The organism is Nocardia sp. NPDC020380, from assembly GCF_044386975.1.
Classification (GTDB): Bacteria; Actinomycetota; Actinomycetes; order Mycobacteriales; family Mycobacteriaceae; genus Nocardia.
In genome coordinates this window covers 82,113-96,376 of record NZ_JBIRVQ010000019.1, presented here as the reverse complement: position 1 = coordinate 96,376, position 14,264 = coordinate 82,113, and the positions used below count along the sequence as shown (strand labels likewise).

The window sequence follows — 14,264 nt, the reverse complement described above, 5'->3', positions numbered from 1 at the left end:
GCCGGAATACTCACGGTAACAGCGATACTCGCTGTCCTGACCTCCTGCGCAGGTATGGCCTCCGCCCAGCCGAACACGACACAGCCAGCCTCGGAGTCGCTCCCCGACGGATTCCCCACCGACCTGCGTCAATTCATCACCAACACTGACCAATTCCGGGCGGCATGGTTCTCCGGCACGTGTGCCGACCGTGGCGGAGACGTCGGCGCCTACATCAACGCGGTGATGCCGGTGGAAGACCGGCTGCAGTACTGGACTGCCGACGACAAGGCGAAGGCCCAACTACTTGGTGCGGATCTGCCCGTCACCGGTCGTCAGGCCGAAGTTCAGGCCATTATCAGCCAACACGCGGAGCCGCCGAAAGACATGCTGCCCAAAGTCTTTCCCGCTGGAGACCCTGAATACCAGATGTCAGCGCCCGCGTGTGCGGATGATCTGAAGCGGTGGACGGGCCGCTCGGCATGGAATGCCTGGGGGTTCGAGTGGTCTACGACGCCCGACGACCAGTCGATGAACGCGATCCGCGCACAGCTTGCGGGCCAGAAGGTCCCTGATCGGGTTTGGACTGATCCGTGTCACGTCGGGTTCGCTTACTGCACACACGCCTACTTCGTCGACTGCGCCAACTCCGACCCGGCTACCGGTGATCAGACCCGATGCCTTGCCTGGAACCGCTCGGTGGGCAAGCTTTTCGGCGGCACCGCAAACTGGCTCGAGAAGAACACCAGCCTGTCCGATCGCATCGACAAGGTTATCGATCCGCTGATCGGTGCCCAGTTCGCCAATGGGGCCGCAGTTTTATCCGGGTTCGGATGGCTGTGGAAAAAGAACGTGGCAGCGATCCGGTTCGTCGACAACCCAGAAAGTGTGATCGATGACTGGGCCAATTCGTCGAAAGCCAGTGCCGTCGAACTGAGTTCACGCGTGCTCGACGGCCTGTCAAGCGTCGGCCGGTTCGATCCGAGCGCGGAGTGGTTCCTGCATTGGTATGCGCTGAGTACTGGAATCGGCATCATCGTCATGGGCGCGATGACGCTGCTTGCACTGTGGCGTGCGGCGGCGAAAGGCGAAACGATCAAAACCATCAGCGGCGATCTGTTCGGGTATATGCCCGCCGGGGTCCTGCTGATGATGTTCGCCCCGATGTTCGCCACCCTGTTGGTGAGTCTGGCCAACGACGCCTCCGACGCGGTGACCCGCGCTGCGGGACCCGACATGGGTCAGATGATCACCAACTTGCAGCTGTTCACCGGCAAACTCAGTGCGAGCAACCTGGCGGGCGGTGTCCTTGTGGGGTTGTTCCTGTTCCTGCTGTTGATCGCCGGAGCGTTGGCAGTGTTCTTCGGCCTGCTCATGCATCAAGTTGCCCTGCCGATGCTCGCGGTTGCCAGCGGAATCGGATTCGGCATGTGGGTGCACCCACACTGGCGCAAGAAAGCTCTGCGCCCGGTTCTGCTGTTCATCGCCATCGTGTTCTCGAAACCCCTGTTGTTCCTGTTGTTGGCCACGATGACGGGATTACTGAACTCAGCACTGACCGAGGGTGATCCGGCACAGGCCAAGCTCGGAACTCTTGGCCAGCTGTGCCTGGTCGTGGTGGCCTTTCTCGTCGTCGGCTTGGCGCCGTGGACAGTGCTGCGATACGCACCGCTGTTGCCCTCGCGTTCGGACGCGGCAGGTTTCGGGCAGGCGAGTTCGCTGATGGCCGGCGCGGTCGGCGGCGCTGGCACTGCGATGTGGTGGAGTGGCCGACGTAGCCCCGGACGTAACGGCTCGGCCAGTTCGAGCGGAGGCGGTCGTGGTGGCGAGTCCCCGAACGCGGGCCGCGACGGTTCCGGAGGAACACGCTCCGGCGCAGATGGGTCCGGTAGCTCGGCCGGATCACCGACCGCAGTGCGGTTCTCCGGGACACTGAGCGCAAACGCCGGGGCGAAATCACGCAGTGGCAGAACGGCAGTGCGGAAATCGGCTGGCGGAGTCGGTGCGGTCGCGCGTGGTCTGGGTAGAGCAGCGATGGTCGCCTCACCGATTGCGGCCCAAGCGGCATCCGGTGCGCTGAACAAGGCCCGCAGCACCACCGAAGCCGCTCCCGGCGAGGCCGAACTGGGCAGCGGCGAATGAGCACGGCCATGCGCACAGCCATCCTCGGCGGGGAAATCGCCCGCCGCAGCTGGCTGGGACTGTCGCGACCGGTGCTCATCGTCTGGGCGCTCAGCATCGGTGCCGCGCTGGCCGTCTACGTCCTCGGCGGCGGACAGACCTGGGCCATCGCGACCGCGCTCGGATGGTTGATCGTCGTATTCGCCGCCACGATGGAATGGCGCGACAAACCGTCCTGGGCGTCGCGTCGGGCCCACGGTCTGCGCACCTGGAGCCGACGCCGGCGCGGCGAACACGTCTACCGCAACCCTGGCGACCCTGCCTGCGGTGACCCGGCCCAGGACCCAGGCTGGGAATTCCCACCCCCACTGGGCAATACCGCTCCGCTTGTGGTGACCGGGACCGGCCTCGACGACATGTTCATTCTGCGTACCGCCAATCCTGGTGAGCGCCCGTACTATTCGGTGGCCGTCGCCGTCGACGGGATCGCCGACGGACTCCGCGGTGACGCCGCCTACGCCGCCATGTCAACCGCGTTCGGGACGTTCCTGGCACAGATGGCGCGCACCAGCTCTCATGTACGCGGCCTGCAACTGCTTCACCGCAGTGTGCCCCACGACATGACACGACACAGCCGCTGGGCACACGCTCGTGTGGCACGACTGCGCGACGCCAGGCTAATGCCGGCGGTGGAGTCCTACGGCACTCTTATCGACACCCTCACCCCACTCGCAGAAGAACACCGTTCGCTTCTGGTCTTGCGATTCCCACAGACCGAGGCGTTCATGGCCGAGACCGCCCGGCTCGCGCGCAACAAGAATGCGCCGATCAGCGGCGGCATCGCCCAAGTAGTCCGCGACGAAACCGAGCGGGCCACAAGGCTATTAGCGATGGCGGGCATGGGCCGGGTCGATGTTCTCGGCGAACGGCGGGCATGCGCGGTCATCCGAGCATTGCTCGATCCGAGCTACAAGATCGACCGGCATCGCGACGCCAGCTGGAGCAACTGCTGGCCCAGTTACATCGGCGGACGTGATTGCGTCGCAATCGGCCCGGACAAGCAATGGCGTACCCGGGTGGGACACATCCGCCCGCGCGCGATCGAGCCGATCGCGTTGGGGCCCCTATGGCTGGCGCCGCTGCTCACCGGAGTCGAAGCCGACCCGGGAGATGACGACGTCGCCCCGATGCCCACCATCCGAACCCTCAGCGTGCGACTGGACTTCGTGCCCGCCCATCGCGCCCGCGCTGCCACCAAAGGCGACGCCACCGCCGACCAAGCACGCAAAGCCAAAGAGCAGGAGAAGGGGAAACTCGACGACGGCTCCACCGAAGTCCTCGCCGACGCCTCCGAACGCCGCCGCCAAGACCTCATGCCCGGCTCCGGACACCACGGCGCCATCTACACCGCGTCCATCGCGGTCACTGGCCGCGACACCGACGACCTCGACCGCGCATGCCTACGTGTCACCGAGGCTGCCAACGAATCCGCGATCACCGAAATCGACTGGTGCGTAGGCGATCACGACGTTGCGATGTTTAGCACCTTGCCGCTTGCGCGCGGACTCGCTGCGACCCCGCATACCCGATAGGAGGTGTCCGTATGCTGCGACGCACCAGAACCACCGCTCACAAGGCTCCAAGCGACAACGACTTCACCGCTGCGCCGGATCGCACGGAAAACACTGTTCCGCAACCGATAGCGATGCGACGGCACGCGCCGCGGCGTTCGCGGTGGCTGGACCGCTACGGTTGGTACGAGCCACGTAGCGAGGGCGCGTGGACCACCACCCGTCAGGCCGAGGCGTGGAATTTGGCGACTAGCCGCCGTCGAATTCGTCAAGACGGAGTCCTGGCCGGGCTCAATACGATCTCCCAGGAACTCGAGATCGTCGATGCATTCGCGGCCTACGGCGACGAAACCTCGGGCATCAACGTCTGTGTCATCGGTGACATCGGGCGCGGCAAATCTTCCTGGATCAAAACCGTCTGTGTTCTACGGCAACTCGTCGCCGGCCGCCAAGTCGTGGTGCTGGACAAGAAGCCCCAAGCAGGGCGTGGCGAATACACCGCGTTGGCCGAAGCCCTTGGTGCGGAGAGCATCCGGTTCAAAGTCGGTGGATCCGGAGCGAGACTGAATCTGCTGGATCCGGCCATCAGCGCGGGCGGCGAACGCCGCGGTGGCCTCGATGGCGTGGTGCCCGCCGGGCAGGAGGCACTCGTGCTGGCCGTGCTCACCGACGCCATGGGTCGCGAACTCGACGAGAAGGAGAAAGCTGCTGTCGGCGCCGGTCTCGGACTAGTGAACGCCGATGCCCGTGCACAGGGCCGCGACCCGATCATTCGGGAACTGGCGATGCGGCTGCTGGAACCCGAACCTGGCGACGGGCACGAGTTCGGTGGTCGATGGAGCGACAGGGCGCTGGAGTGGGGCCTCGAACCCGGCCTGGCCTTGCTGCGACTGGCGGACCGCGATCTGCGCGGCCTGGTCGACGCACCAACCAGCCCCGCGGTCCGTGACGCCCTCGACACCCACCCATTGGTCCACATGGACCTGTCCGCGTTACCGACCGAGGGACCCGCATTGCGGGTGGTGATGACGACGGCGAACACATGGCTCGCCAACAAACTCGCCGCACGCTCGGCAGCGCACGAACAAACCATCCTCGTTGTCGAAGAAGGCTGGCACGTCGCAGTCGGCTCCACCGGCGAGGTCTTCCGATCAAACCTCAAATTGTCACGCGGACTGGCGCTTTCGACTGTGTCGGCGTTCCATCATCCGGCCGATACTCCAGCGGATTCTCCGGCACGCTCGTTGATGGCCGAAGCCTCCATCGTGGTCCTGTTCGGGCAGGCACGCGCCGACGACGCCGCGGAAACCGCCCGCCTGTACCGCCTGCCCGTCGGAACCGAGGAAACCCTGATGCGGCTCGGACGCGGACAAGCCCTGGTCAAGATCGGGTCGCGAGACCCGATCTTGGTCACTCACATCCGGTCGCCGTTCGAGGCGGCACTCACCGACACCGACGCTGCCATCACCGGCACTTTGTCCAGTGGGTTCACTCCAACTGGCAGTCTGTCGCTACGCGACCTCGCCCACACGAACACCGACCATGACCAGCCCGAAGGCGAGTCGTCGTGAGCACCGGGAGACGAGTCCCGCATCCGGCGCGGCACGAACCGATCCTTCCCGCGGGAATGACCTTGGCAGGTCAGTTGATCGCCACGGTTATCGCCGGGGTGTTCGGGGGAGGCGCGTTGTCGGGTGCGATCGTTGGCCACGGATTCGGCATTGTTGCGCCATATCGTATGTCGGCCACGCTGATGCGGCTTGCACTACAGCCCGATGACCCGGCGGTGGCGTGGCCCGGCGACCCGCGGCCAGGGCCTGCGTGGGTTACCTGGCTGTGTATCGCCGTTGTCGGCGGAATGTGGTGCACAGCGATTACTTTGGCGGGCAGCGAAATCGATGCCCGCGTGCGTCGCCGTCATCGCGATGGACTCGCCGGCTCGGCAGAACTACACCACCTCGGTCTGGACGAGCACTCGGCCACTGATAAAGCCGCCAAGGAGTATCCGCAGCTGGCTCGACACCAGCTCCACCACAGACGGAACCTCCTCATCAGGAGGCGGCGATGAAACCGTCTCTCCCGCACTGGAAACCGAACTTGGCGCCACTGGCTGTCGATGTCGGTGCACTTATCGAGCAGCCGCGCCGACACGTGTGGTTGCAGCACCGCGACGGCGTGATCGTGCACGGCCCCACCGGCGCCGGCAAGACCTGGCGCGTCGCGTGGCAGCGCGTGATCGACGCACCCGGATTCGTGTTGGTGACCACGACCAAGGCCGACCTGGTCGCTGCCACGTTGACCGATCGCATGGCGCGCGGACAGATTGCGGTGTTCGACCCCGAACACCTCACCGGGTGGCCCGCCAGCGTCGCATGGTCCATTCTCACCGGCTGCGCCGACCCTGACACCGCCATCCGCCGCGCCGACGCCCTCGCCCGTGCGATGCCCCTGGAAGGCACTCGCAATGGCGCTTACTTCGAGCAGAAAGCCGCCACGATGTTGCGCTGTTGTCTACACGCCGCAGCGCTGAGCGGACGCTCGATTCGCGAGGTCCGAGTCTGGGTTTCAACCCGTACCAACCACACACCCGTCGACATCCTCGCCGACAGCCTTCCCGATTGGGCCAGCGAGCTCGATCAGATCTTGTCCTCTACAAGCGAATCCAGCGACGATGTCCTCGCAGCCGCATCTCGACTCCTGGAACCACTGGCTTCCCCGACTCTGCTGGCCGCGGTCGACGTACCGGTCGAGCAGTCCTTCGACGTCAGTTCGTTCGTGCTCTCGGGTGCCAACACGCTCTACTTGGTATCCAAAGGAACCTCGCGGTCCATGGCCCCGTTCGTGGCCGCACTCGCCGCAGAAGTCCACCATGTCGCGGACCGAGCCTCTCAGCTCGCGCCGGGCAAACGGCTCGACCCACCTGTGCGGTTGGTGCTCGATGAAATGAACAACGTCGCACCGATTCCCGATCTGCCACAGATCATGACCGACTCCGGTGGCAAGGGCATCAACGTGTGGGCCTTCGCTCACAACCAGGACCAAAACGAAATGAGATGGGGCACCGAGGGCGGCAGAGTCCTCGCCCAATCCGCACCGGCGATGCTGATCCTGCCCGGTCTGCGCGGTGTCGAGGAACTTGCCGCACTGTCACGGCTGATCGGCGAACGCCGCCGGTGGGAGGCCAGCCTGCACGAAGGTTCCCGCAGCTACACCCTGCACGACGACACGGTGCTGCGCACAGACGAAATCCGGGAACTGGGTACCGATCATGCGCTGCTGATCTACCGCAACGCACCGGCCATGCTGCTGCGCCTACCGAGCGTCTGGGACCACACATCTTCCCGACGGTTGGCAACCAGCTCCACTCGTGTTTTCGACGACATTGTCGCCGGTCGGCGTCCACCCCCTGGACTCGAAAGACCAGGGTCTACAGCCATAGCGGGAGAGGAGGCAACTGATGAATGACCATCCAGCACAATCTGATTCGGAATCGGAGAGCTCGCCATCGAAGCTATGGCCGTGCCGCTACAGCTGGCGAGATCTCGACCAGGACGGAGCCGCCGAGCTATGGACGGAACTGATCGACTGGGTGGACTGGCTGCGGCATCGCTACCAACTCGGCTCCCGGGTACCGGCCTGCTGGTACCGCCATGGCGCGGTCGTGGAAGAACTGACGGCGCTCATGGCTGCGCACATCGCAGCGTATTGGTGTGAGCGCGACGCCGTCGATCTACCTCGTGAGGATCTGACCGCCTGGCACACCCAATGGTTGTGGCCGGTGATCGAACGGGTAACCCGCATCAGCGACTTCTCCGCCTGCCGCCCCCATCACTGCCGCTCACAGACTCATCCACAGCCCGTGCACGCCGGTCTCGACGACTATCTCGCCGAGCAAATCTCCGCGCAGTCTCCGCACATCGGGGATTCCGGCATCGGCAGGCGGTGAGCCTGATGTACGCGATCGATGATCAGTTCATCGACCGGGCCCGGCTCGGCGATGACCAGCTACAGCCGCTGCTCGCCGCAGTGCACCGTAACCCAGGACACCGACCTCGGTGCTTATGCAGCGCAGCCGAAACCGGTGGAGTCGACATGTATGTCGCCCGCATCGGCGGACGCTACGTTCTCAAACGCATGCCAGGCACCGGCCCGCACCACTCTGCAGGATGCCTGTCCTATACCCCACCTGCGGAACTGACCGGAATCGCGCCATTGGTCGGCACCGCGATCCGGGAGCAGCCGAATCTTGGAGTCACCCGCCTGTCCTTGGGCTTCCCCCTGACTCGATATTCGGGACGTACAAAGGCCGCAGACGCTGGGGGTGACGCGGACGCCGAGGAGAGAGAACTGGACAATACCAAGCTCACGCTCAGGGGCCTGCTCCACTTCCTCTGGGACGAAGCCGAATTTGTTCGCTGGATTCCCGCAATGGCGGGCCGGCGCCGCTGGCCAGCGATCCGCCGCTACATCCTGCTCGCCGCCGAGGCGAAATCAACGAAAACCCGGCCACTGTCCGAGTTGCTATGGCTGCCGGAGCCTTTCACAGTCGCCGACAAACCCGATATCGCAGCCCGCCGTACCGCAACCTTCGGCCCGTACGCCGGTTCAGGCAGGCGCCAACGACTACTGCTCGCGCTCGGCGAGGTCAAAGACATCGCTCCCGCTCGGTTCGGGCGCCACCAACTGATCATCAAACACGCCCCCGACTGCCCGTTCATCCTCGACCCCGACACACTCACTGCCTTGAAGGGGCACTTCGCCATCGAACTGGGCCTGCGGCAGGCGCTTTCGGACACCAAACTGATCGCCCTACTCACCTTCAGCGTCACAGTCACCGGCGTCGCCGTTGTCGACCGCATCGCCTTGATGAATGTGACCGCCGACTGGATCCCGTTCGAATCCGTCTTCGAACACGCCTTGGTGAGCGGGCTCGTCGAGCATAGACGTCGATTCCGAAAGACCCTGCGCTACAACCAACCCGCCACTACACCACTGGCCTCGCTCATCCTCACCGACACCAACCCGCCCACTGCCTGCTACCTCACCACCACGGCTACGTCGGGCCCGCCTGCGGCAATTAACCCTGATCTTCCACTTACTCAATGGATCTGGCACACGTCCGTGCACGCGATGCCCCGGATTCCACCGCCGACAACAAACCGGCGCGATCGAGTACCGACCACACCCAGTACAGCCGAGGAGGCGCACGACCCAACCGAAACGAAGGAGGTCCGACCATGGACGAAACACACGACAGCCCTGCCGAATTCACAGAATCCAGACTGCGCAACGACTTCCGCCACCTCTACCGAATGACGGTGATGCAACAGTGGGTGATTGTCTCCGACACCCAGCAACAGCAACTGGCCGGGGGAATCAATTCGGTCACCGGTAAATGGCGCGACGCACCCTCCCCATGGCGCGAGCACTGGAACCACCTGGTAGCCGCCGCGGCGAGCTGGGACAGCGATTCCGACCGCATGCAACGCAGGCTCGACGCCATCGCAGGCGACTATATGCACACCGGTGCTACTGAGCTCGCCAGCCCGATTCAGGTCCGAAATATCCTGCTGGCAGGCGAGCTCGTCTGCTCACGGCCCACCGAACTGGGCGTCGTATACGACGCGCGAACCACTGACCACATCGACCTCACCAACGGCTACCTCACGAGCTACCGGACAGCCGACAGCGGCACACGCTGGAATTCACTGCCGAGCTGGTCGGCCGCCCGACGATGGCTGATCACCCAAGCCGCACAAACAGACTCGCAGGCCCGTGTGGACATCACCATCACCGGGCCAGACCCACTCAGCGGCGCCCCTGCCCGGCCGCTCATGACCGGCATCGCCCTGACCGCCCGGGAACTCCGCGAGCACCTGGCCCACATCGACACAGTCTTGGGTACCACGCTGATCCCCATTGACCCCAATCCCCAACCCTGGCTCGATGAGCTGCGTTACGAAGTCCTCTGCGACGCCTATCGAGACACCCTTCGAGAGCACGCCAACCCGTGGGCAGTAGGACGCCGATACCAGCACTACCTGCATGCCGACGACCTGCGCGCCAACATCATCGACTTCGCCGCACGTAGTGGGCTCGCCGAGACTGCGCGAAGAACAGAGGACTCCGATGAGCAGTCCGACGCTGTTCATGATCGATTGGATGAAATCCGAGGCAGCATAGCCGAATTCGAGAAGGACTGGACCACAGCGCCGCGGGCGACCACATGGCTTGACGAAGCCGTCGACGACGCCCAGCACCGCCTCGACGCCCTCCTGTCCGAGGGCGTGCGAATCACCTGGATCGACCCGACCGACACTGGCCAAACCATCGTCGTCGGATTCGAAGACGACCGGTGGTACCTCCAGTACGGACGCACCTACACGGATGAGCGAACGATCATCTATGACAACGCTGCCCATACCTTCGGCAGCTGCGACGAGCTGCTCACCGAAGCGCCGCCGGTGGCATCGGCAACGCGCGAAAACCCTCGGCGCGTCATCTCCGAATCCATCGCCAGCCGATTGCGCACCTTCAACTGGGACCTCCTCGCCCTGCGAAGCGACCTGAGCATCGCGCGGCAACTTCGCGACGCCGTCCACTCCGGCGCACCCTACGTAATCCGACCGCAGCAAGCTGGCCCACGCACGTCCTCAGGGCTCGGACCGCAGGACGCGATCAGTCGTGACGCGCACCGGATCACCCTGACGGAAACGCCGGACAGCGAACAAGTCGGCCCGACACAACCACCCAGCAAGCCGGCACCGTCTGGTCGGAGGCAACCACCCAAATCGACCGGGCGCCAGCACCGCCGGAAGCTCTGACCGCTGGGTAGGAGGTCCCGATGAGCCACCCCACCACGCCCCAACACAGCGATGCGTCCTGGGCCGAGTCCATTCACGCGATCCGCACCCTCGTCCAGGCGCAGGACCTCCGTGCGGCCAAACAGCAACTGCGCCAACTGCAAACGACCGCCGACGACGAAACCTGGGCCATGGTCGTCGAAATCGCCAACACCCTGCGATTCAAAACCCAGCCCGTCGCCCTAACGAAACTGCGGAAGCTATGGCGCGACAACGAATCATTCCGCCCCCTCATCGAAGCCTGTGTACCCAAAACTGGTGAGCATCAATACATTCCGCAACCCCAATGGCAAGCGCCGGGATCCGCACCCGAGAACGCGACCACCTGGGCGAGCAAGGTCAGGCAACGAGTTGACCCGAACAAGCGTGTCGAGCCGAACCAGCGGGCACGCACGCCAAACAGCAAGATCATCGACGACTATGAGAAGACCCTTGCCACCGATGAACGCTCCGATCCAGGTACGCCACGCCCCGAACCGATCATTGATCGCCACGACTACGACATCGACGCAATCACCGAGGTCGCCACCACACTGTGCGTGTCGTGCAGACTTGAGCGGGCCGCCATCGACCGGCACAGCGAACGTGTCCGCATCGGACTCGGTGACGACGGCCTGTGTGGCGAATGCCGCAGCCTTGGGCGGGTCGGGTTACCCGAGCTATCACCTGGACACAGCCTTGCTGACCAGACGCACACACGACTCGAATTCCTAGCCGAGCACTTCCCCACCCAAGGCCGCGGCATCTTCAGGCAAGAGTGGCGCTACGCTGATCGCCAAACGCGGCCGATCATCAGCGCCTGGGTGCGCGACCACACAACCGCGGACCCACAGAAAGAAGCCACCCGCAAGGTCGAGAAGAACGATCTGAACGGGTGGTGCGAAAACTGCGGCGAATACCGCCAACTCGTCCCGAAGCACGCCCGGTCGGTCCGGTCGAAGGAACTGTGCCTCGACTGCGAACCCCGATACCAGCAGTCTGGAATCCCAGCAGGCAGCATCGAAGCACGACACACTCGATACGCCCAGGAAATCGGCGATACGCGAGAAGTTTCAGACCCACCGCGAACATCGCCGAAACAGCGGCCCATCCAATCTACGAAAGAGGTTGACGCACAACAAAAGACCAGGCGCAGCGCCAGCGGTCGCACGAACGATCTGGCGGGGGGCGACGCTGAAAGGGCCGAGAGTCGAAGGAAGTTAGTCGAGAGCGCTCGCGAGAAAGCGCGAGCGGCAGCTCAAGAGCGTCGCCGCACGATAGGCCGCAGACCAGCGGCGGGGATACGAACGCGCACGATTAGGCACTGACGTTCAGGTGAGGCCAAGTGTGCAAGCACGATCCAGCGAATAGGTGAGCACGACATCGCCTATCCCCGAGGGGGTAGGAGGTTTCGATCCGTCCCATGTCCGACCGTAGGACTCAGCTCTCCCAGACGCGGCTGGCGACGAACGCCGCCCAGTCGACAGCGGGGAAGGTGAGAATGGGCCCTCTGCCGTCGTCCTTCGTGTCCCGGACCATGGTCACGTCATCGGCGTGGAAAACCTCCACGCACTGATTGCCCTGGTTCGACCGGCTCGACTTGTACCACTCGCCCATGACCGGCTTCTTCACGCCGCGTACTCCTTCGCGATCTTCATCACCAGGTCCCTGGTGTCCTGCTGTGTCAACGCTACCGTGCGGATGTCCTCAATCGCCTGTCGATAACGGTTAACGTCCTCTTCGTGCTCATGGAAGACGGATCCAATAACGCCGTCCGCATACACCACGGTTGGCAGGGTGAGACCGCTCGTACCTGGGGGGAACTTGAGCCAGTCGAACGACTGCATGATCAACCCTGGATGAGCCCCGACCGAGAAGGGGACTACCCGTATTTCAACGTTGTCGCACTGACCGACCTCCGCTAACCGTTCCAGCTGCGCGCGCATCACTTTGGGCTCTCCTGCGCGATTTCGAAGTACGGCCTCGCAGAGCAGTGCCTCATACCGGAAGTTGGGATCGCCCAATCGTGCCTGCCGGGTGATGGTCAGCTCGATCCGGCGCTCGAGATCTACCAGCGAGAGGTTCCGGTCTCCTCCGAGGTCGAGTGCACGGCGGTAGTCGGGGGTCTGAAGCAGGGCGGGAAGGATTACTGGGTTGTGCGAAATAATCTGTTCTGCAACCCTTTCCAGTCGGAGGAACTTCCCGGTATTGGGTGCGATCGTGTCCTTGTACGCCTTCCAGACGTTGCCCTGGCCCTTGTTGGCCTTCTCCTCGGCCTTGACCTCCTCCCAGAGCATCAACGCCTTGGCTCGGGCGTCTTCGTCAACCTCGTAGAGATCGAGCAGGGCATTGATGTGTAGATCGCTCAACCTGTTCGGAGAGCCGTCCTCCAGCCGATCGATCACCGGCCGAGAGACGCCGAGACGTGTGGCGGCTGTTAGTACGGCAGGTCGCGGGCCACGCAACCTCAAGTCCCGCATGAAGTTGCCGAAATCCAAGCGGGAGACAGTCGATCCGGACATTTCACTCAGCCTCGCTATCCAAAAGGGCCGTTCACCGGGGATGCACGTAGGTGGGGTGCTCGTCACGCGCACTGCTCGCTACGTGCGTTGCTCGCCTCGTGCACTGCATGCTACGTGCACTCCATCGTATTTGACGATATGCACGTCACGAGCAGTCTTTTGAGGTCGATTTGGTGTCTACTTGCAGATAGCACCGAGGACGACGATCTACTAGCCGCCACTCGGGAACAGCCGACATGCACTAGGAGACGTAATGTCCTGGGATGCTTGGGTTTTGGTGGCGCTGCTTATTGGAAGTTGTGTAATGTTCGTCCTCTTCTGCGTCACGGAGGACATAAGAAACGTAGGTAAGTACGACGCACCTGGAGGGAAGGTGCGGATTCGACTCGACGATGGTAAGTGGATCGACGCCGAATGGCTTGGCGGTACGCATGGCCGGCATCGCGAAAAGGCAGTCAGGTCATGATCGATCCGCCCTCCGTGCAACGCCATGATCGCGGTGAATGGCATGAGGTTCTGAGATTCCCGGCGACAGTTGAGTCCTTCCTCTGGCCGCACGCCAACTGCAAGGCGGGTGACGGGGAGACGGTGGACTCGTGTGGCCGTAAGAAGTACCTCACTGAAATCGCGGAATGGTCTCCTGCGCAACAAAAATGGAGCCTCGGATGAGGGCGGGGACCATCTCTCGAGTCTTCCACGGCAGGGTTCCGCCGTCGGAGTGCCTGGAGAACGAGAACGGCGTCAAGGTCCTTCTCGGGCGTCATCAAGCGTGTACATCCGGAGACAAGGCGACGCGGCAATCATGCTGCGCCAGAAAACAACTGATAGAGATCGCGCAGAAGCGGGGATGGCCATGGGCGTTCAAGATGGCGGAGACCACGCAGGGCTACGGCGCAAATAGTCAAGATTGACGATTCAGAGCAAGGAGGCGGGCAGTGGAACTCTACGGCCCCCGAATGAACAGGCTGGAGGACTGCGACGTAAGGCCCAACGACATTGTGATGGGCCCAGCTGAGGCGCTGGAGGCAATGATCCTTCATCGGGATTGCCACCCAACGCAGTGCTCCCGTCAGCAGGAAGCCGCGCGGATCGTCGGCATCGAGTTCGGTAAGGACGCCGAACAATCCAACGTGATCCCGTTCCCGATCCAACGACTCAGGGTGGTAGGCGATGTCACCCGTGAGCGGTAACAGGCATCCACGACCAGCGGTCGACGCAAAGACGCTAGA

Annotated in this window: 11 protein-coding genes; 9 read left to right on the top strand and 2 right to left on the bottom strand. The window is 63.5% G+C overall.

All coding sequences use genetic code 11. The annotated features are described in order from the left end of the window. The first annotated feature begins 54 nt into the window (after window positions 1-54). From ACH438_RS39885 to ACH438_RS39850, 8 genes are all read left to right on the top strand, one after another. A complete protein-coding gene (locus ACH438_RS39885) occupies window positions 55-2,121 on the top strand; it encodes a hypothetical protein (RefSeq protein WP_397015231.1) in 2,067 nt (688 codons plus the stop codon). 8 nt (window positions 2,122-2,129) lie between these two features. Further along, window positions 2,130-3,692, top strand: coding sequence for an SCO6880 family protein (locus ACH438_RS39880; protein WP_397015229.1), 1,563 nt, complete (start codon window positions 2,130-2,132; stop codon window positions 3,690-3,692). Window positions 3,693-3,805: 113 nt separating this feature from the next. Beyond that, window positions 3,806-5,242, top strand: a complete 1,437-nt coding sequence (locus ACH438_RS39875; protein ID WP_397015227.1) for an ATP/GTP-binding protein — start codon at window positions 3,806-3,808, stop codon at window positions 5,240-5,242. Between the two features lie 724 nt (window positions 5,243-5,966). Beyond that, on the top strand, window positions 5,967-7,136 hold the full coding sequence (locus ACH438_RS39870) for a type IV secretory system conjugative DNA transfer family protein (protein ID WP_397015225.1): 1,170 nt from the start codon (window positions 5,967-5,969) through the stop codon (window positions 7,134-7,136). Next, window positions 7,129-7,617: a hypothetical protein gene (locus ACH438_RS39865; protein ID WP_397015223.1), complete on the top strand. Its 489-nt coding sequence runs from the start codon at window positions 7,129-7,131 to the stop codon at window positions 7,615-7,617. Before ACH438_RS39870 ends, ACH438_RS39865 begins: the two co-directional genes overlap by 8 nt. A 5-nt stretch (window positions 7,618-7,622) precedes the next feature. Continuing rightward, complete coding sequence (locus ACH438_RS39860) at window positions 7,623-8,987, top strand: DUF1173 family protein (RefSeq protein ID WP_397015221.1); 1,365 nt, start codon at window positions 7,623-7,625, stop codon at window positions 8,985-8,987. Then, on the top strand, window positions 8,909-10,495 hold the full coding sequence (locus ACH438_RS39855; RefSeq protein WP_397015219.1) for a hypothetical protein: 1,587 nt from the start codon (window positions 8,909-8,911) through the stop codon (window positions 10,493-10,495). Before ACH438_RS39860 ends, ACH438_RS39855 begins: the two co-directional genes overlap by 79 nt. A 20-nt stretch (window positions 10,496-10,515) precedes the next feature. Beyond that, a complete protein-coding gene (locus ACH438_RS39850) occupies window positions 10,516-11,841 on the top strand; it encodes a hypothetical protein (RefSeq protein WP_397015217.1) in 1,326 nt (441 codons plus the stop codon). Window positions 11,842-11,953: 112 nt separating this feature from the next. Here ACH438_RS39850 and ACH438_RS39845 read toward each other — a convergent pair whose 3' ends face one another. Both ACH438_RS39845 and ACH438_RS39840 read right to left on the bottom strand, forming a co-directional pair. Then, the gene (locus tag ACH438_RS39845; RefSeq protein ID WP_397015215.1) at window positions 11,954-12,145 is read right to left on the bottom strand and encodes a DUF397 domain-containing protein; all 192 of its coding nucleotides are present in this window, start codon (window positions 12,143-12,145) and stop codon (window positions 11,954-11,956) included. Then, window positions 12,142-13,011: a helix-turn-helix domain-containing protein gene (locus ACH438_RS39840; protein WP_397015213.1), complete on the bottom strand. Its 870-nt coding sequence runs from the start codon at window positions 13,009-13,011 to the stop codon at window positions 12,142-12,144. Before ACH438_RS39840 ends, ACH438_RS39845 begins: the two co-directional genes overlap by 4 nt. A gap of 959 nt (window positions 13,012-13,970) precedes the next feature. Here ACH438_RS39840 and ACH438_RS39835 point away from each other — a divergent pair. Beyond that, window positions 13,971-14,225, top strand: coding sequence for a hypothetical protein (locus tag ACH438_RS39835; RefSeq protein ID WP_397015211.1), 255 nt, complete (start codon window positions 13,971-13,973; stop codon window positions 14,223-14,225). The last annotated feature ends 39 nt before the right edge of the window (window positions 14,226-14,264 follow it).